The sequence below is a fragment of the Streptomyces sp. NPDC001070 genome (assembly GCF_053598835.1).
Map to the genome: position 1 here is coordinate 81563 of NZ_JBSFLB010000015.1, position 27000 is coordinate 108562.

At 73.6% G+C, this 27000-nt stretch carries 27 protein-coding genes and 3 pseudogenes; 14 read left to right on the top strand and 16 right to left on the bottom strand.

Annotated features, from left to right (window positions below; all coding sequences use genetic code 11):
• The first annotated feature begins 6 nt into the window (after positions 1–6).
• The 5 genes from ACWDAS_RS19715 to ACWDAS_RS19735 all read left to right on the top strand — a co-directional run bounded on the left by ACWDAS_RS19715 (position 7) and on the right by ACWDAS_RS19735 (position 6624).
• Positions 7–1023 carry an ATP-binding cassette domain-containing protein gene (locus ACWDAS_RS19715; RefSeq protein ID WP_450392323.1) on the top strand — a complete coding sequence of 339 codons (1017 nt, stop codon included), beginning with the start codon at positions 7–9 and terminating at the stop codon, positions 1021–1023.
• The gene (locus ACWDAS_RS19720) at positions 1020–1844 is read left to right on the top strand and encodes an ABC transporter permease (RefSeq protein ID WP_450392324.1); all 825 of its coding nucleotides are present in this window, start codon (positions 1020–1022) and stop codon (positions 1842–1844) included. The genes ACWDAS_RS19715 and ACWDAS_RS19720 overlap by 4 nt, the downstream gene beginning before the upstream one ends.
• A 59-nt stretch (positions 1845–1903) precedes the next feature.
• Entirely contained in the window at positions 1904–2146 is a 243-nt protein-coding gene (locus ACWDAS_RS19725; protein WP_450392327.1) for a hypothetical protein, read from the top strand.
• Between the two features lie 78 nt (positions 2147–2224).
• Positions 2225–4765 (top strand): SpoIIE family protein phosphatase, encoded by a 2541-nt coding sequence (locus ACWDAS_RS19730; protein WP_450392330.1) that lies wholly within the window; start codon positions 2225–2227, stop codon positions 4763–4765.
• A 200-nt stretch (positions 4766–4965) separates the two neighbouring features.
• On the top strand, positions 4966–6624 hold the full coding sequence (locus ACWDAS_RS19735) for a glycosyl hydrolase family 18 protein (protein ID WP_450392333.1): 1659 nt from the start codon (positions 4966–4968) through the stop codon (positions 6622–6624).
• 121 nt (positions 6625–6745) lie between these two features.
• Here ACWDAS_RS19735 and ACWDAS_RS19740 read toward each other — a convergent pair whose 3' ends face one another.
• From ACWDAS_RS19740 to ACWDAS_RS19765, 6 genes and pseudogenes are all read right to left on the bottom strand, one after another.
• The gene (locus tag ACWDAS_RS19740; RefSeq protein WP_450392335.1) at positions 6746–8230 is read right to left on the bottom strand and encodes a cellulose binding domain-containing protein; all 1485 of its coding nucleotides are present in this window, start codon (positions 8228–8230) and stop codon (positions 6746–6748) included.
• A gap of 223 nt (positions 8231–8453) precedes the next feature.
• Positions 8454–8708, bottom strand: a complete 255-nt coding sequence (locus ACWDAS_RS19745) for a YceI family protein (protein ID WP_450392573.1) — start codon at positions 8706–8708, stop codon at positions 8454–8456.
• A 13-nt stretch (positions 8709–8721) separates the two neighbouring features.
• Positions 8722–9483 (bottom strand): energy-coupling factor ABC transporter ATP-binding protein, encoded by a 762-nt coding sequence (locus ACWDAS_RS19750; protein WP_450392337.1) that lies wholly within the window; start codon positions 9481–9483, stop codon positions 8722–8724.
• Positions 9471–10232, bottom strand: coding sequence for a cobalt ECF transporter T component CbiQ (cbiQ, locus tag ACWDAS_RS19755; protein ID WP_450392340.1), 762 nt, complete (start codon positions 10230–10232; stop codon positions 9471–9473). Before cbiQ ends, ACWDAS_RS19750 begins: the two co-directional genes overlap by 13 nt.
• Positions 10233–10234: 2 nt before the next feature.
• Positions 10235–11250, bottom strand: a pseudogene (locus ACWDAS_RS19760) (energy-coupling factor ABC transporter permease).
• 130 nt (positions 11251–11380) lie between these two features.
• Complete coding sequence (locus tag ACWDAS_RS19765; protein WP_450392342.1) at positions 11381–11944, bottom strand: histidine phosphatase family protein; 564 nt, start codon at positions 11942–11944, stop codon at positions 11381–11383.
• A 297-nt stretch (positions 11945–12241) separates the two neighbouring features.
• Here ACWDAS_RS19765 and ACWDAS_RS19770 point away from each other — a divergent pair, with 297 nt between their 5' ends.
• Both ACWDAS_RS19770 and ACWDAS_RS19775 read left to right on the top strand, forming a co-directional pair.
• The gene (locus ACWDAS_RS19770; RefSeq protein ID WP_450392344.1) at positions 12242–12463 is read left to right on the top strand and encodes a CbtB domain-containing protein; all 222 of its coding nucleotides are present in this window, start codon (positions 12242–12244) and stop codon (positions 12461–12463) included.
• A gap of 15 nt (positions 12464–12478) precedes the next feature.
• A complete protein-coding gene (locus ACWDAS_RS19775; RefSeq protein ID WP_450392346.1) occupies positions 12479–13258 on the top strand; it encodes a CbtA family protein in 780 nt (259 codons plus the stop codon).
• A 91-nt stretch (positions 13259–13349) separates the two neighbouring features.
• Here ACWDAS_RS19775 and ACWDAS_RS19780 read toward each other — a convergent pair.
• From ACWDAS_RS19780 to ACWDAS_RS19810, 7 genes and pseudogenes are all read right to left on the bottom strand, one after another.
• Positions 13350–13547: pseudogene (locus tag ACWDAS_RS19780) on the bottom strand (hypothetical protein); the annotation flags it as partial.
• Entirely contained in the window at positions 13544–15655 is a 2112-nt protein-coding gene (locus tag ACWDAS_RS19785) for a SpoIIE family protein phosphatase (protein WP_450392349.1), read from the bottom strand. The gene ACWDAS_RS19785 and the pseudogene ACWDAS_RS19780, both read right to left, overlap by 4 nt.
• A gap of 179 nt (positions 15656–15834) precedes the next feature.
• Complete coding sequence (locus ACWDAS_RS19790; RefSeq protein WP_450392351.1) at positions 15835–16371, bottom strand: universal stress protein; 537 nt, start codon at positions 16369–16371, stop codon at positions 15835–15837.
• A 107-nt stretch (positions 16372–16478) separates the two neighbouring features.
• On the bottom strand, positions 16479–17564 hold the full coding sequence (locus tag ACWDAS_RS19795) for an ABC transporter ATP-binding protein (RefSeq protein WP_450392355.1): 1086 nt from the start codon (positions 17562–17564) through the stop codon (positions 16479–16481).
• Positions 17561–18382 carry a molybdate ABC transporter permease subunit gene (gene modB / locus ACWDAS_RS19800; RefSeq protein WP_450392576.1) on the bottom strand — a complete coding sequence of 274 codons (822 nt, stop codon included), beginning with the start codon at positions 18380–18382 and terminating at the stop codon, positions 17561–17563. The genes ACWDAS_RS19795 and modB overlap by 4 nt, the downstream gene beginning before the upstream one ends.
• Before the next feature lie 29 nt (positions 18383–18411).
• Positions 18412–19239 carry a molybdate ABC transporter substrate-binding protein gene (gene modA, locus ACWDAS_RS19805; protein WP_450392358.1) on the bottom strand — a complete coding sequence of 276 codons (828 nt, stop codon included), beginning with the start codon at positions 19237–19239 and terminating at the stop codon, positions 18412–18414.
• Entirely contained in the window at positions 19239–19649 is a 411-nt protein-coding gene (locus ACWDAS_RS19810) for a TOBE domain-containing protein (RefSeq protein WP_450392360.1), read from the bottom strand. Before ACWDAS_RS19810 ends, modA begins: the two co-directional genes overlap by 1 nt.
• 138 nt (positions 19650–19787) lie before the next feature.
• On the opposite strand from ACWDAS_RS19810, the gene ACWDAS_RS19815 reads away from it, so the two are divergent.
• The 4 genes and pseudogenes from ACWDAS_RS19815 (at position 19788) to ACWDAS_RS19830 (ending at position 21410) form a co-directional block, all read left to right on the top strand.
• A complete protein-coding gene (locus ACWDAS_RS19815; protein WP_450392362.1) occupies positions 19788–20234 on the top strand; it encodes a hypothetical protein in 447 nt (148 codons plus the stop codon).
• Between the two features lie 21 nt (positions 20235–20255).
• On the top strand, positions 20256–20660 hold the full coding sequence (locus ACWDAS_RS19820) for a pyrophosphohydrolase domain-containing protein (protein WP_450392365.1): 405 nt from the start codon (positions 20256–20258) through the stop codon (positions 20658–20660).
• 31 nt (positions 20661–20691) lie between these two features.
• Positions 20692–21012: pseudogene (locus ACWDAS_RS19825) on the top strand (LysR family transcriptional regulator); the annotation flags it as partial.
• Positions 21012–21410, top strand: a complete 399-nt coding sequence (locus tag ACWDAS_RS19830; RefSeq protein WP_450392368.1) for a DnaJ family domain-containing protein — start codon at positions 21012–21014, stop codon at positions 21408–21410. The pseudogene ACWDAS_RS19825 and the gene ACWDAS_RS19830, both read left to right, overlap by 1 nt.
• 9 nt (positions 21411–21419) lie before the next feature.
• On the opposite strand, the gene ACWDAS_RS19835 is transcribed toward ACWDAS_RS19830, so the two are convergent.
• Positions 21420–21587 (bottom strand): hypothetical protein, encoded by a 168-nt coding sequence (locus ACWDAS_RS19835; RefSeq protein WP_450392370.1) that lies wholly within the window; start codon positions 21585–21587, stop codon positions 21420–21422.
• Between the two features lie 131 nt (positions 21588–21718).
• Here ACWDAS_RS19835 and ACWDAS_RS19840 point away from each other — a divergent pair, with 131 nt between their 5' ends.
• Positions 21719–22672: a ribonuclease BN gene (locus tag ACWDAS_RS19840; RefSeq protein WP_450392373.1), complete on the top strand. Its 954-nt coding sequence runs from the start codon at positions 21719–21721 to the stop codon at positions 22670–22672.
• Here the strand turns inward: ACWDAS_RS19840 and ACWDAS_RS19845 are convergent.
• A complete protein-coding gene (locus ACWDAS_RS19845; protein ID WP_450392375.1) occupies positions 22642–23070 on the bottom strand; it encodes a DUF7144 family membrane protein in 429 nt (142 codons plus the stop codon). The genes ACWDAS_RS19840 and ACWDAS_RS19845 overlap by 31 nt on opposite strands.
• Positions 23071–23096: 26 nt before the next feature.
• Positions 23097–23582, bottom strand: coding sequence for a hypothetical protein (locus ACWDAS_RS19850; RefSeq protein WP_450392377.1), 486 nt, complete (start codon positions 23580–23582; stop codon positions 23097–23099).
• A gap of 96 nt (positions 23583–23678) precedes the next feature.
• Here ACWDAS_RS19850 and ACWDAS_RS19855 point away from each other — a divergent pair, with 96 nt between their 5' ends.
• Both ACWDAS_RS19855 and ACWDAS_RS19860 read left to right on the top strand, forming a co-directional pair.
• Positions 23679–24974, top strand: a complete 1296-nt coding sequence (locus ACWDAS_RS19855) for a hypothetical protein (RefSeq protein ID WP_450392380.1) — start codon at positions 23679–23681, stop codon at positions 24972–24974.
• A gap of 117 nt (positions 24975–25091) precedes the next feature.
• Positions 25092–26906 carry an APC family permease gene (locus ACWDAS_RS19860; RefSeq protein ID WP_450392578.1) on the top strand — a complete coding sequence of 605 codons (1815 nt, stop codon included), beginning with the start codon at positions 25092–25094 and terminating at the stop codon, positions 26904–26906.
• The last annotated feature ends 94 nt before the right edge of the window (positions 26907–27000 follow it).

The window sequence follows — 27000 nt, forward strand, 5'->3', positions numbered from 1 at the left end:
CCGGGCATGGAAACTACGTACGCTGTACTCAGTGAGGGGCTGGAGAAGGGTTTCGGTGACGTGCGCGCCCTGCGCGGACTGGATCTGGCGGTGGCGGCCGGCAGCGTCTGCGGCCTCCTCGGGCCGAACGGGGCGGGCAAGAGCACGGCCGTGCGGGTGCTGACCACGCTGTGTGTCCCCGACGCGGGCAGCGCGCGGGTCGCCGGGTACGACGTGGTCCGGGAGCCCGGCGCGGTGCGCCGTGCCATCGGGGTCACCGGTCAGGAGGCCTCGGTGGACGACGATCTGTCCGGCCGCGAGAATCTGCGGCTGTTCGCCCGGCTGCAGCGGCTGCGCGGCGCCCCCGGCCGGGCCCGGGCCGACGAACTCCTCGCGGGGGCGGGGCTGGAGCACGCCGCCGACCGGCCCGTCCGCACGTACTCCGGCGGGATGCGCAGGCGCCTCGACCTCGCGGTGAGCCTCCTCGCGCGGCCCCGGGTGCTCTTCCTCGACGAGCCCACCACCGGGCTCGACCCCACGGCCCGGGAGGGCGTCTGGCGGGCGGTGCGCGAGCTCGCCGACGAGGGCACGACGGTGCTGCTGACCACGCAGTATCTGGAGGAGGCGGACCGGCTCGCCGACGAGATCGCCCTGGTGGACGAGGGCCGGGTCACCGCCCGCGGCACCCCTGCCGAGCTCAAGGCCCGCATCGGCTCCACCGCGGAGGTCGTGGTGGGCGAGGCCGCCGCGGTGGCCGGCGCCGCCGTCGTCCTGCGGTCGCTGACCGGCGCCGAACCGGTGCTGGACCACGCGCGCCGCACGGTCGGTGTGGTGAGCGGCGACCGCTCGCTCACGCTGCCGCGGATCGTGCTCGCCCTGGACGCCGCCGGCGTTCCCCTGGTCGACGCGAGCCTGCGGCCGCCCACCCTCGACGAGGTGTTCCACCGGCTGACGGGCGGCGGCGCATGTGCCGCACCCGCTGTTCCCGCCGTGCCCACCGCGTCCACCGCGTCCACCGCGTCCGCGAAGGAGAGCGCCGCATGACCACGCTCGCGTACGGAAGAAGGGCCGGAGGCGTCGTGGCCGACGCCTGGGCGATGCTCGGCCGCCACCTGCTGCGGGTGCGGCGGGCGCCGGCGCTGTTCGCCCTGACCCAGGCCATGCCGTTGATCCTGCTCCTCTTCTTCGGCTATGTCTTCGGCAGCGCGCTCACCCTCCCCGGCGAGGCCGGATACCGTTCCTACCTCCTGCCGGGGCTGTTCACCGCCGTCGCGGCGGGCGGGCTCATGACCGGAATGATGCAGGCCGCGCAGGACGCGCAGCGCGGCGTCACCGACCGCTTCCGCACCCTGCCGATGAGCCGGTCGGCGGTGCCGCTGGGCCAGGCGGTCGCCGACGCGCTCGTCACCGCCGCCGGGCTGATCCCGCTCGCTCTGGTGGGCCGGGCCGTCGGCTGGCGCGTCGAGGGCGGGGCGGGCCCGGCGCTCGGCGCGTACGGCCTGCTGCTGCTCTTCCGCTTCGCCACGTGCTGGGCCGGCATCCACCTCGGCCTGCTGATCCGCGACGAGGAGGCGGCGGCCCAGCTCGGCAGCGCCACCTTCGTCCTGCAACTGGTCTCCGGCGCCTACATCCCCACCTCCGGCATGACGGGCCGGCTGCGCGCCGTCGCCGAGTGGAATCCGCTCAGCGCGGTGGCCGCGGCCTGCCGCGGGCTCTTCGGGGGGCCGGCCGCCCGGCTCGCCGACGTCCCGGGCGCGGCGTGGCCGATGGTCCACCCGCTCACGGCCTCGGTGGGCTGGTCATTGGCGCTGCTGCTGGTCTTCGTCCCCCTGGCGATACGGCGGTACGCACGTGGCGGGCGCTGACCGGGGCCGACGAGTAACCTGATTCGCGGGGGCCACGGGGGCCGTACTCGGAGGTCTTGATGGACGTCCCGGTGCTCACCGGCCGGTTTCTCCTCGCGCCGCCCGTACCCGGAAGGGGGGTCGGCCGTCTCACCGGGACCGGGGTGCCGTGGAGCGACGTCGAGGCCGGACAAGGGGAGATGATCCGCTTTCTCAAGGACCCTTCCCCGGCGGGCACGTACCCGATGCCACTCGCCTCGCTCTCCCGTGCCGGACACGAGCTCGGGCTCGTCGTCACCGGCCCGCTCCCCCGAATCCCGTGATGCCGTGAGCGGCGTTCGCCCAGTGGGAAGAACGGTGAGCGGAGCGTAACGTTGCGGGCGGATACGGAGTGGCTGGCCATGGGGACACCCGAGGAACGCGTGGACGCGGGCGTGGCGGATGCCGTCACGTTGTTGCTCGACGCCCAGGGGCGGCTGCTGAGCTGGCCGTCCGCCGCCGAGCGGCTGCTCGGACGGCGCGCGGCGGACGTCCTCGGCCGCCGCGCGGTGGATCTGCTCGCCCCGGAGGACGCGGACCGATCGCCGGAGATCGCCGAGCGCTGCCGCACCGAGGGCGGCTGGACGGGTGTGCTTCGGCTGCGCCGTGACGACGGCATGCGGGTCGCGCTGGGCGTGCGGGTGGCCGGGCTCCCGGAGGATCTCGGCATCTCGTCCGCCCGCTGGCTGGTCCTGGCGGCGGAGTCCCGCCGCACCGCCCGGTCCGCCGCGTCGGGGATGACCCAGGCGATGCTGGAGCGGATCGTCGGGCAGACGCCGATCGGACTGGCCGTGGTCGACACCGAGCTGCGCTGCGTGTGGTCGAACGCGGCGCTGGAGCGGTTCGGCGGCGGTCCCTCCCAGGGGCGGCTGGGGCGCCGGCTCGCGGAGATCCAGCCGGGCCTGAACGCCACGGTCCTGGAGGCGCAGATGCGGCAGGTGCTGGAGACGGGCGTGCCGGTGATCGACTACGAGCACGTCGGGCGGTTCCGCACCGATCCGCGCCGTGAGCAGGCCCACTCGATGTCCTTCGTGCGGCTGGAGGACGAGCGCGGCGTCCCGGTGGGCGTCTGCTACTCCGTGGTCGACATCAGCGAGCGCTGGCGGGCCAGACAGCGGCTGTCCCTGCTCGACCGGGCCAGTGAGCACATCGGCCGCACTCTCGACGTCATGCACACCGCGCAGGACCTGGCGGACGTGGCGGTGCCCGACCTCGCCGACTACGTCGCCGTCGAGTTGCTGGAGGCGGTCATCAAGGGCGCCGAGCCGCAGCCCGGCCCGCTGGGGGACGCCGCCGCCGTGCCGCTGCGCCGCTCCGGGATGCGGGCGGCGCGGCAGGGCGAACCCCAGCCGGCGTTCGGCATCGGGGCGGTCTCCGCCTACCGGGAGAACACCCCGCCGGTCCGGTGCCTGACCGACGGCAACTCCTGGCTGAGTTCCCGGCTGGACCCGCTGGAACTGGAGTGGGGCGCCGGCCTGCCCGGCGGACACTCGCACCACTTCGGCGAACTCGGGCTGCACACCGCGATGGTGGTCCCGATCCGCGCCCGGGGGGTGACCCTCGGCGTGACGCTGTTCTTCCGCGTGCGCCGCGCCGACCCCTTCGACGGGGACGACCTGCGCCTCGCGGAGGAGGTCGTGGCCAGGGCCGCGGTCTGTCTGGACAACGCCCGCCGCTACACCCGCGAGCGGGATGCGGCGCTCGTCCTGCAGCGCAGCCTGCTGCCGCACACCTTCCCGCCCCAGGACGCGGTGGAGGTCGCCACCTACTACCGTCCGGCCGACGAGCTGTCGGGCGTGGGCGGTGACTGGTTCGACGTCATCCCGTTGTCCGGGGCGCGGGTCGCCCTGGTGGTGGGCGAGGTGGTGGGCCACGGCATCGAGGCGGCCGCGACGATGGGCCAGCTGCGGACCGCGGTGCGGACCCTGGCCGATCTCGACCTGCCGCCGGAGGAGTTGCTGGCGCACCTGGACGACCTGGTCGTCCAGGTCTCCCGGGAGTCGGGGGAGACCGCCACGGTCGGGGTCGGCGGCAGCGCGCTGGGGTCGAGCTGCCTTTACGTGACGTACGACCCGGTCAGCCGGCACTGCGTCATGGCCAGCGCGGGGCATCTGCCGCCCGCCGTGTTGAGTCCTGTCGCCGACGGGTGCGGGTCGGACGGCGGGGAGGCCGTGTGCTTCCCCGAGCTGCCCATCGGCCCCGCCCTGGGTCTGGGCGGACTCCCTTTCGAGGCGGCCGAGTTGCAGCTGGACGAGGGGAGCGTCCTCGCGCTCTACACGGACGGCCTCGTCGCCTCGGCGGAGGGCGGGAGCGAGGGGCAGGACGCCGGGCGGAGCCGGCTGCGCGCCGCCCTGGAGGCCGAGGACCTCCCGCTGGACGCGCTGTGCCGCAGCGTCGTCGACGAACTGGCCCCCGCCCGGCCGCACGACGACGTGGCGCTGCTGCTGGCCAGGACCCGCTGCCTGGACATCGGCCGGGTCGCCTCCTGGGACCTGCCCACCGACCCGGCGGTCGTCGGCCGGGCCCGGGAGATGTCCACCCACCAGCTGGAGAGCTGGGGTCTGGACGACCTCGCCTTCACCACCGAGCTCGTCGTCAGCGAGCTGGTCACCAACGCCATCCGGCACGGCTCCGGTCCGATCCGGCTCCGGCTGATCCTCGAACGCGCCCTCATCTGCGAGGTCTCCGACGCCAGCAGCACCTCCCCGCACCTGCGGCATCCGCGGACCACCGACGAGGGCGGCCGCGGGCTCTTCCTCATCTCGCAGTTCGCCCAGCGCTGGGGCACCCGTTACACCGACAACGGAAAGATCATCTGGGCCGAGCAGTTCCTCGACGGCCAGGGCCCCGAGGCCGGTCTCGACATCGGCATCGACACGGTCACCGTGGCCGAACCGGCCTGACGTCCTTGGTTCACCCGCCCGTCCGGGCGCTGCCAGCCGTGCGCCGTTCTCCGGGCCGAGGGTCGAGATGGTCCAGACCTATTGACCATCTGGTCCAGACCTTTCTACCCTGCCAGGGAACTGTGGTGGGCATGACATGGAGTCAACCGCCCACCAGGCGGCATTGGTTTCCCCGTCGGCCCCCACTCGAGGAGCACCCCTTGAGCACTGGAGACACCCCACGCACTCCACGCACCAGACGCATCAGGACCACAGCCGCCGCGGGGCTCACCGCGCTGCTGCTCCCGGTTGCCGCGCTTGTCGGCCTGGCCACCCCGGCCCACGCCGCGGGCACCACCGCCACGTACACCAAGACCCAGGACTGGGGAACGGGGTTCGAGGGCAAGTGGACGATCACCAACAGCGGTACCTCGGCCATCAGCAGCTGGACCGTCGAGTGGGACTTCCCCGCCGGCACGTCGGTGACCTCGGCGTGGGACGCCGACGTGACCGCCTCCGGCACCCACTGGACCGCCAAGAACAAGAGCTACAACGGCACGCTGGCCCCCGGAGCCAGTGTCAGCTTCGGCTTCAACGGCGCCGGCAGCGGCAGTCCCAGCGGCTGCAAGCTCAACGGCGGTTCCTGCACCGGCGGCGGTGACCCGACCCCGACCCCCACGCCGACCCCCACGCCGACGCCCACTCCCACCCCGACTCCGACCCCCACGCCGACCCCGACTCCGACCCCCACCGGGCCCGCGGGCAACAAGATCCGCCTCGGCTACTTCGCCGAGTGGGGCGTCTACGGCCGCAACTACCACGTCAAGAACCTGGTGACCTCGGGCTCGGCGAGCAAGCTGACCCACATCAACTACGCCTTCGGCAACGTCACCAACGGCCAGTGCGCCATCGGTGACGCCTACGCCGACTACGACAAGGCCTACACCTCGGACCAGAGCGTCGACGGCGTCGCCGACACCTGGGACACCGGTGCGCTGCGCGGCAGCTTCAACCAGCTCCGCAAGCTGAAGAAGCAGTACCCGAACATCAAGATCCTTTGGTCCTTCGGCGGCTGGACCTGGTCCGGCGGCTTCGGCCAGGCGGCCGCCAACCCGACCGCCTTCGCCGACTCCTGCTACAACCTGGTGGAGGACCCGCGCTGGGCCGATGTCTTCGACGGCATCGACATCGACTGGGAGTACCCCAACGCCTGCGGTCTGTCCTGCGACACCAGCGGGGCCTCGTCCTTCAAGACCCTGATGTCCGCGCTGCGGACCAGGTTCGGCTCCAACAACCTGGTCACCGCGGCCATCACCGCCGACGGCACCAACGGCGGCAAGATCGACGTCGCGGACTACGCGGGCGCCGCACAGTACGTCAACTACTACAACGTGATGACGTACGACTACTTCGGCGCCTTCGACGCGGACGGACCGACCGCCCCGCACTCCCCGCTCACCTCCTACAACGGCATTCCGATCGCCGGCTTCTACTCCGACGCGGCGATCCAGAAGCTGAAGAGCAAGGGCATCCCGTCGAACAAGCTCAACCTGGGCATCGGCTTCTACGGGCGCGGCTGGACCGGCGTGACCCAGGACGCCCCGGGCGGCTCGGCGACCGGCGCGGCCCCGGGCACGTACGAGGCGGGCAACGAGGACTACAAGGTCCTCAAGAACAGCTGCCCGGTCACCGGCACCATCGCGGGGACCGCGTACGCGCACTGCGGCAGCAACTGGTGGAGCTACGACACCCCGTCGACCATCGCGGGCAAGATGACCTACGTGAAGGACCAGGGCCTCGGCGGCGCGTTCTTCTGGGAGTTCAGCGGCGACACCAGCAACGGTGAGCTGATCACGGCGATCAACAACGGCCTGAGCTAGGCATCAGGATCCGGGCCGTGCGGGCCGGAGGGGCGGTGTCGTCACCGTCTCTCCGGCCCGGTCGTGTCCGGCCGCTCGAGCGCAAGCCGCGCCGCCGCCAGGAGGCAGGTGGCCGAGGGGGTCAGCTCGCGCAGGACGCGCCGTTGAGGGTGAAGCCCGTGGGCGCGGAGGCGGTGCCGGGCCGGGTGCCGACCAGCCCGAAGGAGACCGAACCGCCCGCAGGAACCGACCGGTTGTACTCCTTGGCCCGGGCGGTGACCGAGCCGCCGCGCTGGGAGAAGTCGGCGTCCCACATCTGTGTCACGCGCCGGCCGTCGGAGTACCGCCAGCCGACGGTCCAGTCGCCGATGTCCGCGCGGGTCGTCAGGGTGACCGTCGCCTGGAATCCGTCGTACCACTGGTCGACCACGTCGTAGGCGATCGTGCAGGACGGCGCCGGGTCCGCGGGAGCGCCGTGCGTGGGCTTCGAGGACGTCCTGGCGCCCGAGCCGGCCGAGGGGGCGGCACCGGCGGCGGGGATCGTGTGCTCCGCGGCGGAGGGCTCGATGTCCTCGGGGAACGACGCGCTCGCCGAGGGTTCCGGGGCCGCCGAGGCGCCGGACGCCCCCGGCGACGGCAGCGGGGGGAAGCCGGGGCCGCCCGGGGCGGTGCCGTCGTTGCCGCCCTGCGCCGTGGGTGCGGCCTGGGCGGACTGGGGCGCGGAGTCGTCGGAGGTGACCAGGACCGTCAGGCAGACCACGGCGGCGAGCAGGGCGACCGCGGCCGCGGCGGCGCCCCTGCCCTTGGAGATGCGGGCCCCCGTCCGTGCGGCGCGCGCGGCACGACGGGACAGCGGAGGTGGAACGGCGCCTCGCCCGGCCGCCCGGCGCCTGGCCTCCAGATAGGCGGGACCGGCCCAGCCCAGCACTCCTTCGGCCAGCGCGTCGGCCAGCCCGCCGCCGAGCGGGGTCAGGCACACGGCCGCCTTCGCGCAGTCGGCGCACCGGCCGAGGTGCCGGCGCAGGTCCTCCGGCGCCGCCTCGTCCGGCATCCGGGTGGCCGCGTCGAGCAGTCCGGCGTATCCCTGGCACTCCGCCGAGGGCGGTTCCTCTTCATGGGCGCGCAGACAGCGCTCCCGGAAGTCCTGGCGCGCCCGGTCGATCTCCCGTTCCGCGGCGGCGACGTCGATGCCCAGACGGCGCGCCGTGCCGGCCGCGGCGCGGCACTCCACCTCCGTGAACCACAGCAGCGCCGCGTCCGGCTCGGGCATGTCCCGCAGCCCGCGCAGGGCCAGGGACTCGGGGCGCGGTGTGCTGCCCCGGCGCGCGGCACGTTCCGCGTTGAGCCAGATGCGGAACTCCGGCTGCAGGCTGTCGCCCTGACCCCGGGCCTGCCACCGCGCGGCGGTGTCCCGCACGGCGGTGAGCAGCAGCGGCAGCGGCGGCAGCCCCGGGCAGGAGGCGGCGTCGGCCGCCTCGTGCACCCGGGCCGGACCCGGTTCGAACGCGTCGGCGGCCAGCAGGCCACCGTCCTCGGGGGTGAGCGTGCACAGCTGCGCGAAGCACAGCACTTCCCCCCAGTACTCGGACAGCGGTACGGCCTCGGGGACCGGGGCGGTGGCAGTCATCGAGCGGTGAACCAACCCTTCGGCGTCGGGAGGCAGCGCCTGCGCCTTGTGGTTCCGGGAGCCTTTCACGGCTTCCACACAAGTAGCAAGACACGACTTCTTTTGCCGAGTGGGCAGTTGGGGGTGACCGGGGATGCGCGGTCGTGTGCCGTCGTGAACGGTGCGGACGGGGTGGAGGCGCTCCCGTGACGCCGTGCGGGCTGGGGCGGTAGCCGGCGCGGGATCAGCCCGGGTGGACGAAGCGGGCGGCGACCGAGATGGCAGCGGCGCCCTTGATCAGGCCCAGCCGGTTCCAGGTGAGGCCGTAGTCGGCGTGGCCGACGGTCACCTCGGCGGTGAGTACGACGGCGTCGGCGGAGGAGGTCTCGGCACGGCCGGTGAGGGCGAGCGGGCGGGTGGTGCCGCGGACGGTCACCTCGCCGTCGACCCAGAGGGCGCCGTCGGCGCCGGCGGTGACGCGGCGGGCGGTGAAGACGATCGCCGGATGGGCCTCAGACGTCGACGGCGACCGATCGGGGGTCGAAGCCGTAGGGGAGTTCCAGGCGGTGGGCGCGCATCAGCGCGTCGTCGGACAGGAGTTCCTGGGTGCGGCCGTCGGCCACGACGGTGCCGCCGCTGAGCACCACCGAGCGCGGGCAGAGCTCCAGCGCGTAGGGGAGGTCATGGGTGACCATCAGGACCGTGACGTCCAGCGAGCGCAGGATGTCGGCGAGTTCGCGGCGGGAGGCGGGGTCCAGATTGGAGGAGGGCTCGTCCAGGACGAGGATCTCCGGCTCCATGGCCAGGACGGTCGCCACCGCGACCCGGCGCCGCTGGCCGAAGGACAGGTGGTGCGGCGGCCGGTCGGCGAACTCCTCCATGCCGACCCGCTCCAGCGCCTTGCGGACGCAGGCCTCCAGCTCGGCGCCGCGCATTCCTGCCGCGGCCGGGCCGAAGGCGACGTCCTCGCGGACGGTGGGCATGAAGAGCTGGTCGTCCGGGTCCTGGAAGACGATGCCGACCTTGCGCCGCACCTCCGCCACGTTCCCGCGGTCGCCGACCGGGAGCCCGGCGACCGTCACGCTGCCGGCGCCCGCCTCGAGGATGCCGTTGAGGTGCAGCACGAGGGTGGTCTTGCCGGCGCCGTTGGGACCGAGGAGGGCGACCCGCTCGCCCCTGGCGATGGTCAGGTCGACGCCGAACAGCGCCTGGTGGCCGTCGGGGTAGGCGTAGGCGAGGCCCCGTACCTCGAGTGAAGGTGTCACAGGAACCATCCCATCAGACAGACCGCCAGCGCGGCGGCCGGGAACACGGCCGCGTACGACCACTGGGCGCGCGAGGCCGTGACGTCGTCGATCACCGGCATGCTGCCGGCGTAACCCCGGCTGACCATCGCCAGGTGGACGCGCTCGCCGCGCTCGTACGAGCGGATGAACAGGGCGCCCGCGGACTTGGCGAGCACGCCCCAGTGGCGCGGGCCGCGCGCCTCGAAGCCGCGCGAGGCGCGGGCGACGCGCATCCGGCGCATCTCGTCGGTGATGACGTCGCCGTAGCGGATCATGAACGAGGCGATCTGCACCAGCAGCGCGGGCAGCCGCAACCGCTGCAGGCCGAGGAGGAGCCCGCGCAGCTCGGTGGTGGAGGCCAGCAGTACGGAGGCGGCGACGCCGAGGGTTCCCTTGGCGAGGATGTTCCAGGCCCCCCACAGGCCGTTCACGCTGAGCGAGAGGCCGAGCACCTCGGTGCGCGGGCCCTCGGCGACGAACGGCATGAGGAAGGCGAAGGCGACGAAGGGCACCTCGATCAGCAGTCGCCGCAGCAGGAATCCGGCCGGGACCCGCGACACGGCGGTGACCGCGGCCAGCAGCACCGCGTACAGACCGAAGGCCCACATCGCCGTGCGCGGGGTGGAGACCACCACCAGGACGAAGCAGAAGACCGCGGCGATCTTGCACTGCGGGGGCAGCGCGTGCACCGGTGAGCGCCCGTGCCGGTAGAGCCGGTGGGCGTGGCCCGCTCCCACGGCTAGGCCTCGTCCGCGCGCGGACGGCGGCGGACGACCCAGAAGACGCCGGTGCCGAGCGCGAGGGTGGCACCGACGCCGATCACACCGGCGAGGCCGCCGGACAGGCGCGCGTTGCCGACGTCCTTGGTCTGGTAGGCCGCCAGCGGGGAGCCATCGGCCGCGTGGCCCTCGGTCTTCTTGTCGATGCCGTGGTCCGCGGCGACCTTCTCCAGGCCGTCCGGACTGGCCGATGCGTAGTAGCTGACGATTCCGGCGAGCACCAGGGCGGCGATCAGCCCGGCGATCCACAGCGGCCGTATGCCGCCGCGCCTGGGGACGGTGGTCACGGCCGGCATCAGACGGTCGCCTCCTTGAGCTCCAGCGGGCGGCGCAGGTCACGGGCGCCGTGGACGAGGTCGGGGCGGACGGCGATGACGGCGCCCACCGTCGCCGCGGTGATCACCGCCTCGCCGATGCCGATCAGGACGTGCACACCGACCATCGCGGTGAAGACCTTGCCGAGCGAGACGTCGGTCGTCCCGCCCAGCGCGTAGATCCCGGTGAAGGCGACCGCGGCGGCGGGGACGGAGACCAGGGCCGCCGTGAAGGCCGCGCCCGTCACCGCGCCGCGACCGCGCGGCAGGACCTTGACCAGACCGCGGAAGACGGCGTACGCGACGACCGTGGTCACGATCGCCATGTCGGTGATGTTGACGCCGAGCGCGGTGAGGCCGCCGTCGGCGAAGAGCACGCCCTGGATGAGCAGGACGACGGACACGCACAACACCCCTGTGTAGGGGCCGACGAGTATCGCCGCCAGCGCGCCGCCGAGGAGATGGCCGCTGGTGCCCGCGGCCACCGGGAAGTTGAGCATCTGGACGGCGAAGATGAACGCCGAGACGAGTCCGGCCAGCGGCGCGGTGCGCTCGTCCAGCTCGCGCCGGGCGCCACGCAGGCTCACCGCGACGGCCGCGGCCGCGACGGCGCCCGTCGCCACCGACACCGGGGCGTCGATGAATCCGTCGGGTACGTGCATGGAGGGCTCCGGTCCGGGGTCGGCGAAGTCGAACGCTCAATCATAGAGGCTTATTGCGACTCTTTTGCAAGAGCCTGATCCATGCTGGAGCAAATCGCGGGCTTCTGGCCGTCCGCCCCGCGCTCGTGCCTCATCCCAGCGGCCGCCCCGCCCGCAGATTCCAGCGTCCGGACCGCCCGCTGAATTCCGTCGCGGTGAGCGGGGGGACGTCGATCCGCCAGAAGGCCCGCTCCGGCGCCCCCAAGGCCCGTACCGCGCAGGCGCGTACGATCTCCGGCTCGACGACGGCGACCACCCGGCCCGGTGCCGCCGCGAGTCCGTCGAGCCAGGCGCCGACGCGGGCGCACAGGTCGCGCAGCGACTCGGCGTCGTGCGGTGCGGCGTCCGGGTCGGAGAGCCAGGCGGCGAGGGCCTCCGGCTCCTCGGCGCTGACCTCGGCCAGGGTGCGTCCCCGCCAGCGGCCCAGTGCCCACCCCGCCGGCGCCGACGCCTCGGCGGCGAGGCCGAGCGCCTCGGCGGTGGCCCGGCAGCGCACGGTGGGCGAGGCGAGGGCCGGTCCCGTCGAGGGCAGGGAGCCGGCCATCGCGCGGGCGCCGTCGAGCGCGTCCGCGTCCGGTGGCACGTCGTCGTCGAAACGGGCCTCGCGCAGCGCCGCGTTCACCACCGGTGAGATCAGCATCACCCGGGTCGTCATGCACCCTCCTTCCCGGCCGGCGACTCCGCGGAACCGCCGACTTCCCCTTCACACCAGGCCGATCGGTCGCACGGAAGCAGATCCCGCGCATGCCGGGGCGCACACACGCGCCCTTGGCCGGATGGCCGGATCGCGGTACCGTCACGACGACATTCACGACGACACGGCGGAAGTCCGGTGCAAATCCGGCACGGTCGCGCCACTGTAAGCCCGGCACAGCGCCAGGCAAGTCAGACCCGCAGTCGTCCGAGAGAGCTCCACCGACCGGGACGCGAGTTCCCACCAGGAGGTCATGCCATGGCGCAGTCCGCCGCCCCGCCGGCCGTCGCCCCTTCCGCCGCCCCCGTGACGCTGCCGATCCGGGCGATCCTGCCCTGGGCGGTCTTCTTCGGCGTCCTGATGCTGGTCCTGCTCTACTTCGTGGGCGCCGAGCAGGGGGCCACGTCCCTGCTGTCTGGTGAGAACGTCCACGAGTGGGTGCACGACGGACGCCACCTGCTCGGCTTCCCCTGCCACTGACGGGGCGCCGCACCGATGAACCCCGTCAACTCCGCCACCGTCAGGCAGCTGTTGGTGCGGGGCATGCTGGCCGGCCTCGCCGCCGGGCTGCTCGCCCTCGTCGTCGCCTACCTGCTGGGCGAGTCCCGTGTCGACGCCGCCATCGCGTTCGAGGAGTCGCACGCCCATGAGCACGGCGGCGCCGAGCCGGTCAGCCGTGCCCTGCAGTCCACCGCCGGTCTGGCCACCGGCATCCTTTTGTACGGCGTGGCGCTGGGCGGCATCGCCGCCCTCGCCTACTGCTTCGCCCTCGGGCGGATCGGCCGCTTCGGCCCGCGGCCGACCGCGCTGCTGCTGTCGGCCGCCGCGCTGGTCGCGGTGTACGTCGTGCCCTTCCTGAAGTACCCGGCCAATCCTCCGGCCGTCGGCGACCCCGACACCATCGGCAAACGCACCACGCTGTACTTCCTGATGATGGTGCTCAGCGTGCTGCTGGCGATCGCCGCCGTGATCCTCGGCAAGCGCCTCGCGCCACGCCTGGGCAACTGGTACGCGACCGTGGCCGCCGGTGCCTTCTTCGTCCTGGCCGTGGGGCTCGCGTACGCGTTCCTCCCGGGCGTCAACGAGGTGCCGGAGCACTTCCCGGCGACGCTGCTGTGGCAGTTCCGCCTGGCGGCGCTGGCGATCCAGCTGACGCTGTGGACCTCCTTCGGGCTGGTCTTCGGCCACTTCGCCGGACGCCTGCTGGATCCGGCCCCAAGCAACACACCCGCCGACTGCGGCGCGGTCGGTGCGGGGACGGCGGCCTCCGCCTGACCCGTCCGCGCACCGCACGGACCGTGACCGCCCGTACGACGCTCAGCGCGTCGTGCGGGCGGTTCCGTGCGCCGATGAGCACGTGCAGCCGCTCCGCCGCGGCCCGGCCGAAGGCGGGGTCGTTGATGTGGGTGCCGTACTCGGCGAGTTCCACCCGGCTGCCGCGCGACTCCTCGCGCAGCGTGCGGAACAGGACGCCGTCCACCGTCCGGTCGTGGTACGGCCCGCCCGGCGCCCAGAGGATGGACAGCCCGCGCAGCGGCAGCAGGCGGAGGTGGCAAGGCCTCATGCCGGGGCTACGCGCAGCAGCAGGAGTGCGGTGTCGTCGGTGCGGTCGGTGGCCAGGCCGTCGCAGTGGACGAGGGCCTCGGCGAGTTCGTCGAGCGGGAGCCGGCCGTGCGCGGACAGGGCCACGGCCAGGGCGGCGATGGCCTCGTCCAGGTCGCCACCCGGGATCTCGACGAGGCCGTCGGTGTACAGCGCGAGCACCGCGCCGGGGGGCAGCGTCAGCGTGGTGGTGGGGTACTCGGCATCGGGGTCGATGCCGAGCAGCAGTCCGGGCGGCTGGGTCAGGATGTCGGTACGGCCGTCGGGGCGGCGCAGCAGCGCCGGCGGATGGCCCGCGGAGGCCAGCCGAAGGACGCCCTCGGCGAGCTGGACGTGGGCGTAGAGGCAGCTCGTGAAAAGTCCGGTGTCGAGTTCGTCGAGCAGCCGGTTGGTACGCGACAGCACCTGGTCGGGGGAGGCGCCGGCGGTCGCGTGGGCGTGCACGGCGGTGCGCACCTGGCCCATCAGCGCGGCGGCGTTGACGTTGTGCCCCTGGACGTCGCCGATGACGGCGGCGACGCAGGTGTCGTTGAGCCGGATCAGGTCGTAGAAGTCGCCGCCGACCTCCATGCCGCTGGTCGCGGGCAGGTAGCGGGCGGCGACCTCCAGGCCGGGCAGGGAGGGCAGGGTGTGCGGCAGCAGCCCGGACTGCAGGCTGTGCGCGAGCTGGTGCTTGGCGTCGTAGATCCGGGCCCGGTCGAGGGCCTGGGCGATCAGCCCGCTGAGCGAGGTCAGGGCGGCCCGCTCGTCCGCGGGGAAGGACCGCTTGCGGGCGAACGCGAGGATGCAGCAGCCCACGGGACGGCCGGAGGCGATCAGCGGCAGGAACGCCCAGGCGGCCAGGCCCGACTGCAGGTCCAGGTCGTGGTAGGTCCGTATGAGGTCCTCGGGTGAGCCGAAGAAGCTGGGGACGCCGGTGGTCAGTGCCCTGGCCGCCGGGATGCGCGCGGTGAGCGCGGTGCCGTCCAGGGCCGCCATGACCTCGGGCCGGTAGCCGCGGTCGCCGATGACGCGCAGCCGGCCGCCCTCCGCGACGGACAGCACGAAGGCGTCGGCGCCGATCGCGGCCGGGAACAGGTCGGCGACCAGGCGGACGACGTCGTCCACGCCGACGGCCTCGGTGAGGGCGGTCGCGAGGTGCATCAGGTGGTAGATCGCCCCGATCCGGACCGGCACGGCGGCCTCGTCGAAGGACGCGGCCTGCGCGGTGGAACGGGCACCGGCGTCGGTGGGGGAGATCCGGACGCTGATGCCGGTCGCGTCGGGGTAGAGCTGCACGAGCAGCCAGTGGTCGGGCGGCCGGAGGGCGGTGAAGGAGACCGGCTGTCCGCTGAGCACGGCGGCGCGGTAGCGGTCCTCGTGGGCGGGGTCGCGCAGCCAGCGCAGGCTCTCCCACGGCAGAGTGCCCAGGAGCCGCTCGACGGGCAGGCCGAGGAGTTCGGCGGCGCGCGGGCTGATGTAGGAGATCCGCCCGTCGAAGTTCAGCGCGCAGGCGCCCTCGGGGAGCCGCCGGGCCCAGTCCGCCGCCGCCAGCGCCTCGTCGGGGGCGACCGGGGCCGTCCGCGGCCGGTGCAGCACCCGCGGCACGTGCCCCGGCAGGATCGGCTCCCCGCCCGCCTCGGCGCGTACGAGCTGGTCGGCGAGGCGGGCGCAGGCATGCCCGATCAGCGCGCGCTCCGCGGGCGGCGGCATCGAGGGGCGGGAGTGGGACCAGATCAGCACGAGCGAGCCGCGGACGGCCTCGCCGTCGGTGACCGGGGCGGAGGCCATGGCCAGGTCGTACGGCATCACCAGGGCGGTGCGCGGATAGCGGTCGGCCAGTTCCTCCCGGGAGCCGACCCAGATCAGCGCTTTCTCGCGCACCGTGTCGCCCACCGGGGTCGAGCGCTCCATGGGCAGCCGCGACCAGGGCGACGACAGCTCCCGCGGCGACCCGGTGATGACCTCCATGCCCAGCACCCGGCCCCCCGGCATGAGCAGGAAGACCGCACCGATATGGGCGCCCGTCTCACGCACCACTTCGGCGAGCGCCTGGTCCAGCAGCTCCCGCGCGGGGGCAGTCACCACCATGCGTGGCTCCACCATCGGGCCGACAACCACTTACACATGGACGATACGCCCCGATTCGTCCCCGTCTCTCCCCGGGACGCGGCCTTCTGCCCCCGTGGCCTCCACCGCTGCCCGCCGGCTGCCGGGCGTCGTGCCTGTGGACGGTTGCGGCGGGGCGCCGGCGATGCCGTCGCCCGGGGTCACCGCAGCGGCGCGGCGGCGTGCAGCTGCAGCCGCCAGGCGTTGCGGCGGCGTACGTCCTCGAAGACCTCGTGGAGCGGGGAGCGGGGCACGGCGAGCACCGGGCAGACCGCGTGCACGAGGCATCGCCGGGCCACCGAGCGGCTGAGCAGGCGGCGCAGCAGGCCGCGCCGGCCGGCCCCGAGCACGAGCAGGTCGTCGGGGCGGTCCGCCACGTGGGTCAGCGCCCACCCCGCGGGTCCGCGGACGACGAGCGCGCGCATCGTCAGGTCCGCCGGGATGCCGCCGAAGGCGGACTCCAGCGCGCCGACCAGTTGCCGCCGGGCCCGGTCCTGCCACTCGCTCAGCAGCGGCGGGCACGGGGAGCGCCGGTAGGCGAACTCCCCGCCCGGGGGCTCCCAGGCGAGCACGGCGACCAGCACCGCGCCCGTACGGCGTGCCTCGGCGGCCGCCCGGTGCAGCGCCGTGAGGCTGCCGAGCGAGCCGCTCACCCCCACGACCACGCGGTGGTTTCCGGCGTCATCCATGCGTCCCATGGAAGACCCGGGCGGGGCGGGCGCGGGGCTTGCTGTCGCCGTCTTGTCGCCGGGCGGCCCACTCCTGACGCCGCGCTGACCCGCCGGACCGCCGCCCCGCCGGGGCGTCAGGCCGGATAGGCGTGGGTCTGGGCTGCCTTGACGGTGGCCCAGACCTCGGCACCGGGATGCAGCCCGAGCTCCGCGGCGGCCACCGTGGTGAGGTCGGCGGCGAGCGGGAGTTCGCCGCCGACGTCCACGCGGATCTGGTCGCCGTGCGACTCCAGGCCGGCCACCCGGCCGTGCCACATGTTCCGGGCGCTGGAGCCGGTGGGGCGCTCGCGGTGGAGGGTGACGGCGCCGGGCGGGAAGGCGACGAAGGCCGGGCCGGACAGCTCGTCGGTGGTGGTGATCGCCGGCCCCTGGTCGATCCGTACGGTGTGCCCCTCGGCCCGGCCCCGGTAGAGGTTGAGGCCGACGAGGTGCGCGATGTAGTCCGTGCGGGGGCGGCGGGCGATCTCGGCCGGGGTGCCCTCCTGTACGGAGCCGCCGTGCTCGATGACCACGAGCCGGTCGGCCAGCACCATGGCGTCCAGCGGGTCGTGCGTGACCAGGACGGCCACCGCCTCGAAGTCCGCCAGGTGACGCCGGAGCCGGGAGCGCACCTCCAGGCGGGTGCGGGCGTCGAGCGCGGCCAGCGGCTCGTCCAGGAGCAGCAGCCGGGGCCGGGTGGCCAGTGCCCGGGCGAGGGCGACGCGCTGCGCCTGTCCGCCGGAGAGCCGGCGCGGCCGGGCGGAGGCGTGCTCGGCCAGTCCCATGCGCTCCAGCCACGCGGCGGCCTCGGCGCGGGCCCGTGCCTTGGGGACGCCGTGGCAGCGCGGGCCGAAGGCGACGTTGTCCAGCGCGGACAGGTGGGGGAAGAGCAGGTAGTCCTGGAAGACCACGCCGACCGGGCGGGTCTCGGGCGGTGTGCCGTCCAGGGCGGCGCCGTCCAGCCGCAGGTGGCCGGCGGTGAGCGGGGTCAGCCCGGCCAGCGCCCGCAGCGCGGTGGTCTTGCCGGCGCCGTTGGGGCCGAGCAGGGCGAGCACCTCGCCGGGCGCGGCGGTGAGCGTCACGTCGAGGCGGAAAGCGCCGCGGTCGACGATCAGCCGGGCGTCCAGGCCCTCGGCACGCGGGCCCCCGGTGGCCGGGGCGGCTTTGTCCAGGGAGGTCATGGTGTGGTCATCCAGCGGTCGCGCAGTCCGGCCAGGACCGCGATCGAGACGGCGAGCAGCACCAGGCTGAGCGCGACGGCGGCGGCGGGGTCGCTCTGCAGGGCGAGGTAGACGGCGAGCGGCATCGTCTGCGTACGGCCGGGGAAGTTGCCCGCGAAGGTGATGGTGGCGCCGAACTCGCCGAGTGCCCGCGCCCAGGCCAGGACGGCCCCGGCGGCGATGCCCGGGGCGATCAGCGGCAGTGTCACCCGCCGGAAGGCGGTGAAGCGGGAGGCGCCGAGGGTGGTGGCGGCCTCCTCGTAGCGCGGATCGGCCGCCCGCAGGGTGCCCTCGACGCTGATGACCAGGAACGGCATCGCGACGAAGGCCTCCGCGACGACGACCCCCGTCGTGGTGAAGGGCAGCGTCACCCCGAACCACTGGTCCAGCCACCGTCCGGCGACGCCGTTGCGGCCCAGTGCCAGCAGCAGCGCGACACCGCCCACCACGGGCGGCAGCACCAGGGGCAGCGTCACCAGGGCCCGGACCAGCCCGCGCCCGGGGAACTCGGTACGGGCCAGCAGCCAGGCCAGCGGCACGCCCAGCAGCAGGGTCACCGCGGTGGCGAGGGTGGCGCAGATCAGGGAGAGCCTCAGCGCCTGCCACACCCCGGGGCTGGTGAGCTGCGCCGGCAGCTCACCCCACGGGGTACGGACCAGCAGCCCGACGAGCGGCAGCACCAGGAAGGCGAGGCCGAGCAGGGCGGGCAGCAGCAGCGGCAGGGGCACCGGGGAACGGTGACCCTGCCGGCGGCCGGCGCGGCGCGGCCGGGACTCCACGAGATCGGGCGCGCCGCCACTGCGTTCCGTCACGGGTTGAGGAAGCCCGCCTCGCCCAGCACCTTCTTGCCCTGGTCGGACTGGACCAGCGCGATGAAGGCCTTGGCGGCCTCGGCGTCGGGCGCGTCCTTGAGCAGGACGATCGGGTAGTCGTTGACGACCTCGGCGGACTCGGGGAACTCCACGCCCTCCACCTTGCCTCCGGCGGCCTTCACATCGGTCCTGTAGACCACGGAGGCGTCGACCTCCTTCAGCTCCACCTTCGTCAGGGCGCTCTTGACGTCCTGCTCGTAGGAGACCGGGGTGAGCTTCAGACCGGCGGCGTCCAGCGCCTTCTGCGCCGCTGCGCCGCAGGGCACCTCCTTGGCGCACAGGGCGACCTTCAGCCCGGACTCGGTGAGGTCCTTGAGGGTGGCGACGTCCTCGGGGTTGCCCGGGACGACCGCGATCTCCAGCTGGTTGCGCACGAAGGTCGCGGGCTCACCGGCCGCGTCCTTCGCGTCGGTGACGATCTGCATGGTCTTGGAGGAGGCGGCGGCGAAGACGTCGGCGGGGGCGCCGGAGGTGATGCTGGCGGCGAGCGCGTCGCTGCCGCCGAAGTTGAAGGTGACCTTGGTGCCCGGGTGGGCCGTCTCGAACTCCTTGCCCAGTGCGGTGAAGCCCTCCTTGAGGGAGGCGGCGGCGAAGACGGTGACCGTGCCCTTCAGGTCGCCCGCGGAGGACGCGCCCGCCGAGGACGAGGACGGCGCGGAGGCGCCGGCGGAGTCGTCCGAGGACGAACAGGCGCTCAGGGCCAGCAGCACCGCGGTGCCTCCGGCGGCCAGCTGAAGGGGCCGGCGCTGCGTGAAACGGGTCATCACAGGGCTGCTCCTCCGAGTCTTGGCGGTCTCTCGACGACCACGTTGGTCGACTTGATGACGGCGACCGCCGGGACGCCGGGTTCGAGCTTCAGCTCCTCGGCGGACTCCCGGCTGATCATGGACACCACGCGGAACGGACCCGCCTGGATCTCGACCTGCGCGGAGACGTCGCCGAGGATCACCTCGGTGACGATTCCGGAGAAGCGGTTACGGGCCGAGGAGCCGGTGCCGGCGCGTTCCGTGCGGTTGAACTCGCGGGCGAACGCGGCCAGATCGGGGCCCTCGATGATGCGCCGCCCCTGCTCGTCGCGTTCCGCCCGCAGCCGCCCGCCGTCGACCCAGCGCCTGAGGGTGTCGGCGCTGACGCCCATCAATGCGGCCGCCTCGCCGATCCGGTAGGTGTGCATGCATCGATCATAGTGACGCAGATGCGAGCCGGAAGGGTCCTGACGCATTGCATCGGCCGGATCTTCGGGCACTGGAGGTCGCATGTGCGTTTTCGCGGCCACCGCGGGTGGGTACGGTCATGCGGGAGGTGGAAGCCGGTGACCGTGTCCGTTCCCGCGCCGCCGAAGCTCGCCGGCTTCATCTCGAGCGGTGATCTCGCCCGTCCCGCCCCGCTGACCGTCCGCGATCTGCTGGCCCGGCCCCAGCACCGGGTCCGGGTGAGCTGCGAGTGCCAGACCAGCGGCGTGCAGCACCACCGCTTCGAGGGGTCGTTGCCGCACGAGGTGCTGCGCTCGGCCGGTCCTGCCTTCGACCCGGTCCGCCGCAAGGACAGGTTGCGCTTCCGCATCGCCGTCACGGGGGCGGACGGCCACCACGTGCTCCTGAGCCGGGCGGAGATCGACCCGGACTCCGGGCGGGCCCGCGTGCTGCCGGCCACCCGCATCGACGGCGCCCCGCTGGACGCGCACAACCCGCAGCCGGTGCTGCCGCAGGACCGCTGCGGCGCCCCGGCGGCGCCGCCCGGCGGAGACGGGGGCTCCTGAGCACGCACTACGATCGGCGGGATGCGACCCTCCCCCGCCGCCCTGGTCCGTGAGTTCCACACGGCCTTCGGCCTCGACGTCCGCCCGCGCCCGACCGAGATCACGCCGGAGCACGCCGCGCACCGCCAGGAACTGCTCGCCGAGGAGGTGGCCGAGGTCGCCGAGGCCTCCGCGGCCGGTCACCTCGACCACCTCGCGCACGAGCTGGCCGATGTCGTCTACGTTGCCTACGGCACCGCGCTGGTGCACGGCATCGACCTGGACGAGGTGATCGCCGCGATCCACCGCGCCAACATGAGCAAGCTCGGCCCCGACGGCCGCCCGACCCTGCGGGCCGACGGGAAGGTCCTCAAGGGCGAGAACTACCGCGCCCCGGACGTCGCCGCGGTCCTGCGCGACCAGGGCTGGGCGCCCGCCGGGGAGTAACGCGGCGGCACCGTGTGTGCGACCGTGAGCCATGCTGCCTCGCCAACTGGAGTATCTGGTCGCCCTCGCCAGGGAGCGGCACTTCGCCCGCGCCGCTGACGCCTGCTTCGTGTCGCAGCCCTCGCTGTCGGCCGGGATCCGCGAGCTGGAGCGGGAGCCGGACGTGCCGATCGTGCGGCGCGGCCGCCGCTTTGAGGGGCTGACCCCGGAGGGCGAGCGGGTGCTGCTGTGGGCGCACCGCATCCTGTCGGAGCGTGACGCGTTGCGGCAGGAGCTCTCCGGGATGCGCGGCGGGCCCCGCGCCCGTCCCCGGCCTGTCGGCCGGGTCCCGGGGGAGGGAGAATCGGTGGCATGACGGAGCGCAAGCCACCGGGCGTACCCTTCGAGTCCTGGGTCGACAAGCAGATCCGGGAGGCGACGGAGCGCGGCGCCTTCGACAACCTGCCCGGCGCCGGCAAACCGCTGGCCTCCATGGACCGGCCGTACGACGAGCTGTGGTGGATCCGGGAGAAGCTGGCACGCGAGGGGCTGTCCCACCTTCCGGCGAGCCTCGTGCTGCGCAAGGAGGTGGAGGACGCGATGGAGGCCGCCTCCCGCGCCCCCTCCGAACGCGAGGTGCGGCGCATGGTCGAGGAGGTCAACGACAAGATCCGCACGGGGATCCGCACCCCCATGGACGGCCCGCCGCTCAACCTCGTGCCGTACGACGTGGAGGACGTCGTCGCGCGGTGGCGCGCGGAGCGGGGCTGAGCGCTCGCCTCACGCGTCCGCCCGCCAGTAGCCCAGGGCGCTGACCCGGTCCTTGGGCAGGCCCGGTTCCTTCCGGGCGCGGGCGGTCAGGGCCGCACCGTTGACGGGGCCGGGCCCCCCGATGCCGCCGCCCCCGCCGTGGACGATCGCCGTCCGGCCGTCCGGGATCCCGGTCATGTCCGCCTCCGTCCCCCGGGGAGTGCCCCCGCTGGTGACTGCCAGCGGAGGTGGAACGACGGCGTCGCGGAAACCCATCGGTGCTCCGAGGCCCGGTTGCGGGGCCCGGCGGGCTGAAAAATAGTCGGACTGTGAAAGGGCGGCCACGGATCAGGATTCCCGAGGGGCTCCGTGCGCGGTTCGCGGACCTGCCGGCGCGGGCGCGTGTCCTGCGGACCGAGGCGGAGCGGCGGTTCCCGATCATCAGCCTGCTCGCCGCCCGGCTGCTCACCGTCAATGTGCTGGACGCCGCCACCCGGTTGGCGGCGCAGGTCTTCCTGACCGCGGTGCCGCTGCTGTTCGTCATCGCGTCCTTCGCGCCGGAGAGCGTGCGCAAGGAGTTGCTCGACTCGCTGGTGCGGGTGCTGGGCCTGACCGGTCCTTCCCGGGAGCAGCTGCGGTCGGTGTACGACTCCGATCCGGGGAACCTGCGGCAGACGGTGGGCGTGGTGGGCACCCTGATGGCGCTGCTGTCCGCGACCGCGTGCAGCCGGGCGATGCAGAGGGTGTGCGAACGCGCCTGGCGCATGCCGAAGTCGGGGGTGCGGATCGCGGTCTGGCGCTGGTTCGCCTGGGTGTGCGCGGCGCTGGTCTACCTGGCGCTCCAGGGGCCGCTGCGGGAGGGCTTCGGCCTGGGCCGCTGGTTCGGCGTCCCGCTGTCCCTGGTGTGCGCGGTGGGTATCTGGTGGTGGACCCAGCACCTGCTGCTGGGCAGCCGGATCGGCTGGATGGCGCTGCTGCCCGGCGCGCTGCTCACGGCGGTGATCCTGGAGGCGGCGGTGTTCGCCGCGCCGCTGTACGTGCCGAAGGCGCTGAACCGCAGCCTGCAGGCGTACGGCTCGCTGGGCTCGGTGTTCACGCTGCTGTCCGGACTGATCGCACTGTGCGTCGTGGCGACCGTGTGCATCACCGTCGGTGCGGTGATGCACGGCGGTCAGCCCAGGGACGGCGGGGACGGCGGGGACGGCGGCGGGACCGAGCCGGTCCCGCCCGGGGAGGGCCGGGCGGGCGGCGGTCAGGCGGCCGGTGAGCGCTCCGGCTTGTAGTGGGCGAGCGCCCAGATGATGAAGACGTCGAGCGCGATGAGGACGATCGACCAGAACGGCAGGTAGGGCAGGTACAGGAAGTTCACGACGATGCCCAGGCCCGCCAGGACGACACCCATGATCCGTGACCAGAGCGCGGCGCCGCTGAGCAGTCCCGTACCCGTGATGACGAGGAGCACGCCGAGGATCAGGTGGATCCATCCCCACCCGGTCAGGCTGAACCTGTAGACGTAATTGCCGACGCGCGCGTACACGTTGTCCGCGGCGATCCCCGAGATGCCCTGGAAGATGGCCAGGACGCCGTCGACGAGCAACAGGACGCCGGCGAAGGTGACGCCCCCGTAAGCCCACCCGTTGCGGTGGTTCCCGGTCCTGGGTGACGTGCCGGTGGCTGCCATGGCTGCCTCCTCGCGGTGATGGTGTCTCAGTGCCGCAGCGCCGCGTCCACCTGCGCCTTGACCGTGCCCGTCAGATCGCGATTGCTGCGGGCCGTGGTCTTGCCGGACGTCTTCGGCGCCACGTCGGTGACGTTGACCACGACGGCGTCCAGGAGGTTCCCGCTGGAGTCGCGGAAGCTCACCTCGACGGTGTACGTGGCCTGCTTGTCCCCGCTGTTGGTGGCGGTGACCTCGGCGGTGGCCTTGTCCCCCTCGATCGTGACGGGGCCCAGCCCGACGTCGGACTTGGCGTTGACGCCGTTCTTGATCTTCGCCAGCTCGGACTGGGCGGCCGCGGTCGCCGACGCGACGGCCTCCCCGCCCTTGGACACCAGCGAGGACGCGGCGGACGCCGCCTTCGACGCCTTCTCGGCGGGGGTGCCGTCGTTGTCCGAGCAGGCGCTCGCGGCGAACGCGGTGGCGCACACAACGACCGCCGCGCACACCGCCCGGCCCCGGTACGGCCTCGTCATTCTCTGCCTCCACAGGTACACGCGCCTCAAATGGCACATCAATCACAATACGGATTAAATTGCCGTGTCGCGTGGTGAAGGAGAGGCGGCGGTGGCATGGCGGACGCAACGCCCGAAGGGCGTGACGATCTGGCCGAACTGCGCGCCCGGCTGTCGGCACTGGAGGCGCGGGAGACCGCGCCCGCGGGCGCCGGGGCGCAGCCCCCGCCGCCTCACCGGCGACGGCCCGTGCGGGCCTTCTTCTCGGCCCTGTTCATCGTCGTGGCCTGCGTCTTCGTCCCGTTGAGCGCGCTGGCCGTCTGGGTGAACTCCGAGGTCGGCGACACCGACCGCTATGTCGCCACCGTGGCGCCCCTGGCGAGCGACCCGGCCGTGCAGAACGCCGCCGCCAACCGCATCACCTCCGTGGTGATGCAGCAGATCGACCTCAAGCGCCTCCTCGACGAGTTCGCCCCGCAGGACCGCCCCCGGCTCGACCAGCTGCTCAACCGCCTCTCCGGCCCGCTGACCAGCGGCATCGAGAGCCTGGTGCACTCCACGGCGGAGAAGGTCGTCCAGAGCGACGCCTTCGAGAAGGTGTGGACCGACGCCAACCGCGGGATTCACGCCTCGCTGGACAAGGCGCTGACCGGGCAGGGAGGCGGCGCGGTCAAGCTCACCAACGACACCGTGGCCATCGACCTCGCCCCGATCATCGACCGGGTCAAACAGCGGCTGGTCGACGCGGGCCTGACCATCGCGGCGAAGATCCCCGAGATCCACACCGACTTCACCGTCGTGCGCTCCGACAAGGTCGGGAAGATCAGGACCGCCTTCCGGCTCCTGCAGCTCGTCGGCTTCTGGCTGCCGGTCGTCACCGTCGTCCTCGCGGCCGCGGGCGTGCTGCTCGCGGTCCGCCGCCGGCGGGCCCTGGTCGCCGCCGCGCTGGGCTTCGCCGCGGCCGCCCTCGTACTCGGCGCGGGCCTGACGATCTTCCGGGCGATCTACCTCGACGCGCTGCCCGCGAGCGTCAGCCAGCAGGCCGCCGGGACGGTCTACGACACCCTGATCCGCTTCCTGCGCAAGACCGTCCGCGCCGTCTTCGTGCTCGGCGTCATCGTCGCGCTGGGCGCCTGGCTGAGCGGGCCCGGCCGCCACGCCGTCCGGGCGCGCGGGGTGTGGGAGTCCGTGCTGGGCGGGGCGGGCGACGCGGCGCACCGGGTCGGCCTGCGGACCGGGCCGGTCGGGCCGTGGCTCGTCCGCCACAAGATCCTCGTCGGATGGATCGTCATCGCGGCCGCCGCCGTGACACTCGCCTTCTGGTCCTACCCGACCGGCTGGGTCGTCCTCGGGCTGGCGCTCGCCGTCGTCTTCGTCCTCGCCGTCGTGGAGTTCCTGGCCCGGCCCGACTGACGGCTCACCCGATCGGCCGCCCCGCGCTGCGCGGCGGACGCCGCCGCCGGAGGCTGACGGGAGAGCCCGCCGGCGGAGGAGACCAGCCATGTGCCACACGCAGCCGGCGGGCGGGCGATGACCTTCGGGCTGGCGCGCCGCCAGGTGCGGCCGAGGGTGCCGCTGCGGCACGGCGAGGGGGAGCGCTCGCTGCTGACCAGCGTTCAGGGGCTCGCCGCGCTGTCACTGGACGCCCTGAGCTCGGTGGCGTACGGGCCCGAGGCCATCGTGCTCGTCCTGCTCGCCGCCGGGACCGCGGCGCTGTCCGCCACGCTGCCGATCATGCTGGTCATCGCCGGCCTGCTGGTGGTCCTGGTGATCTCGTACGGCCAGGTCATCGCCGTGCACCCGGACGGCGGCGGCTCCTACGCGGTGGCCGGGAAGGACCTCGGGCTGCGGGTGAGCCTGCTGGCGGCGGCCAGCCTGGTCGTCGACTACGTGCTCACCGTCGCCGTGAGCCTGGCCGCCGGCGCCGCCAGCCTCGCCTCGGCGTTCCCGTCCCTCAGCCCGTACCTTCTGGAGATCTGCCTCGGGGGGCTCGCCCTGCTCACCGTGGTGAACCTGCGGGGCGTCGCCGACAGCGCGCGGGTGCTGATGCTGCCCGCGGTGCTCTTCGTCCTGTGCATCGGCGGGATCGTCGTCGTCGGCCTGCTGCGCGCCCACCCCGCCGCCGTCGTCGGCAGCCCGCAGCCCGTCCACGCCACCGAGGCGCTCAGCGTGCTGCTGCTCCTGAAGGCGTTCTCCTCCGGCTGCTCCGCACTGACCGGGGTGGAGGCGATCGCCAACGCGGTGCCGTCCTTCCGGCCGCCCAAGGTGCGGCGCGCCCAGCGCACGGAACTGATGCTCGGCGCGCTGCTGGGCCTGATGCTGGTCGGGCTGGCCTTCCTGATCCGGCGCGACGAGGTGGCGCCGCGCGGCGGCGTGACGGTGCTCGCCCAGCTGACCGCGGGCTCCTTCGGTACGGGATGGGCGTACTACACGACCAATCTCGTGGTCACCCTCGTCCTCGGCCTGGCCGCGAACACCAGCTTCGGCGGCCTGCCGGTCCTGATGAGCCTGCTCGCCCGCGACAACCGGCTGCCCCACGTGTTCGGGCTGCGCGCCGAACGGCCCGTCTACCGCTACGGCGTGGTCGCCCTGGCGGTGGTGGCCGCGCTGCTGCTCGTCGCCGTCGACGCGCAGACGCAGCGGCTCATCCCGCTGTACGCCATCGGGGTGTTCACCGGCTTCACCATCAGCCAGACCGGCCTCGTCCGGCACTGGGCGGGCATGCGCCCGCGCCGCTGGGTGCCGCGCGCCGCGCTCAACGGGCTGGGCGCTCTGCTGACCGCGACGGCCGGGGTGATCCTGGTGACCACGAAGTTCACCGAGGGCGCCTGGGTGGTCGTCGTCGTGGTGCCGCTGCTGATGCTGCTCTTCTCCCGCATCGAGCACTACTACGCGGAGGTCGGCAGGGAACTCGGGCTGGGCACCGTCCCCGACCGGCCGCGCCGCACGAACAGCCTGGTCATCGTCCCCCTCGGCGGGGTCAGCAGGCTCGCCAGGCACGCGCTCACCGCCGCCATCGCCCTCGGCGACGAGGTCGTGGCGGTCACCGTTGAACCCGACCCCGCCAAGGCGCGGGACCTGCTCGACACCTGGGACCGCTGGCAGCCCGGCGTCCGCCTCGACGTCATCGAGAGCCCGCACCGCTCGCTGGTGCTGCCGATCCTCTCCTACGTGCGCCGCATGTCCGAGGACGGCCGGCAGATCGCCGTCCTCATCCCCGAGGTCCAGCCGCGCCACGCCCGCTACCGCATCCTGCAGAACCAGCGCGGCGTCCTCCTCGCCACGATCCTGCGCGCCAGGACCGACGCCGTCGTGTGCCTCCTGCCGTACCGGCTGGACATCTGAGGGTGCGTGAGGGCGCGTGCGCGCGGGCCGCGGCCCGTCGGCACTTCCGCCGACACCTGCGCCGCGGTCACCGCCGCGATCAGCACCGCGTCCC

Excerpts from the sequence above, each read along its gene's own strand:
- ACWDAS_RS19715 (WP_450392323.1), top strand. The coding sequence starts at position 7 with ATGGAAACTACGTACGCTGTACTCAGTGAGGGGCTGGAGAAGGGTTTC.
- ACWDAS_RS19720 (WP_450392324.1), top strand. The coding sequence starts at position 1,020 with ATGACCACGCTCGCGTACGGAAGAAGGGCCGGAGGCGTCGTGGCCGAC.
- ACWDAS_RS19725 (WP_450392327.1), top strand. The coding sequence starts at position 1,904 with ATGGACGTCCCGGTGCTCACCGGCCGGTTTCTCCTCGCGCCGCCCGTA.
- ACWDAS_RS19730 (WP_450392330.1), top strand. The coding sequence starts at position 2,225 with ATGGGGACACCCGAGGAACGCGTGGACGCGGGCGTGGCGGATGCCGTC.
- ACWDAS_RS19740 (WP_450392335.1), bottom strand. The coding sequence starts at position 8,230 with ATGACTGCCACCGCCCCGGTCCCCGAGGCCGTACCGCTGTCCGAGTAC.
- ACWDAS_RS19750 (WP_450392337.1), bottom strand. The coding sequence starts at position 9,483 with ATGGTTCCTGTGACACCTTCACTCGAGGTACGGGGCCTCGCCTACGCC.
- ACWDAS_RS19765 (WP_450392342.1), bottom strand. The coding sequence starts at position 11,944 with ATGACGACCCGGGTGATGCTGATCTCACCGGTGGTGAACGCGGCGCTG.
- ACWDAS_RS19770 (WP_450392344.1), top strand. The coding sequence starts at position 12,242 with ATGGCGCAGTCCGCCGCCCCGCCGGCCGTCGCCCCTTCCGCCGCCCCC.
- ACWDAS_RS19775 (WP_450392346.1), top strand. The coding sequence starts at position 12,479 with ATGAACCCCGTCAACTCCGCCACCGTCAGGCAGCTGTTGGTGCGGGGC.
- ACWDAS_RS19785 (WP_450392349.1), bottom strand. The coding sequence starts at position 15,655 with ATGGTGGTGACTGCCCCCGCGCGGGAGCTGCTGGACCAGGCGCTCGCC.
- ACWDAS_RS19790 (WP_450392351.1), bottom strand. The coding sequence starts at position 16,371 with ATGGGACGCATGGATGACGCCGGAAACCACCGCGTGGTCGTGGGGGTG.
- ACWDAS_RS19795 (WP_450392355.1), bottom strand. The coding sequence starts at position 17,564 with ATGACCTCCCTGGACAAAGCCGCCCCGGCCACCGGGGGCCCGCGTGCC.
- modA (WP_450392358.1), bottom strand. The coding sequence starts at position 19,239 with ATGACCCGTTTCACGCAGCGCCGGCCCCTTCAGCTGGCCGCCGGAGGC.
- ACWDAS_RS19810 (WP_450392360.1), bottom strand. The coding sequence starts at position 19,649 with ATGCACACCTACCGGATCGGCGAGGCGGCCGCATTGATGGGCGTCAGC.
- ACWDAS_RS19820 (WP_450392365.1), top strand. The coding sequence starts at position 20,256 with ATGCGACCCTCCCCCGCCGCCCTGGTCCGTGAGTTCCACACGGCCTTC.
- ACWDAS_RS19830 (WP_450392368.1), top strand. The coding sequence starts at position 21,012 with ATGACGGAGCGCAAGCCACCGGGCGTACCCTTCGAGTCCTGGGTCGAC.
- ACWDAS_RS19835 (WP_450392370.1), bottom strand. The coding sequence starts at position 21,587 with ATGACCGGGATCCCGGACGGCCGGACGGCGATCGTCCACGGCGGGGGC.
- ACWDAS_RS19845 (WP_450392375.1), bottom strand. The coding sequence starts at position 23,070 with ATGGCAGCCACCGGCACGTCACCCAGGACCGGGAACCACCGCAACGGG.
- ACWDAS_RS19850 (WP_450392377.1), bottom strand. The coding sequence starts at position 23,582 with ATGACGAGGCCGTACCGGGGCCGGGCGGTGTGCGCGGCGGTCGTTGTG.
- ACWDAS_RS19855 (WP_450392380.1), top strand. The coding sequence starts at position 23,679 with ATGGCGGACGCAACGCCCGAAGGGCGTGACGATCTGGCCGAACTGCGC.
- ACWDAS_RS19860 (WP_450392578.1), top strand. The coding sequence starts at position 25,092 with ATGACCTTCGGGCTGGCGCGCCGCCAGGTGCGGCCGAGGGTGCCGCTG.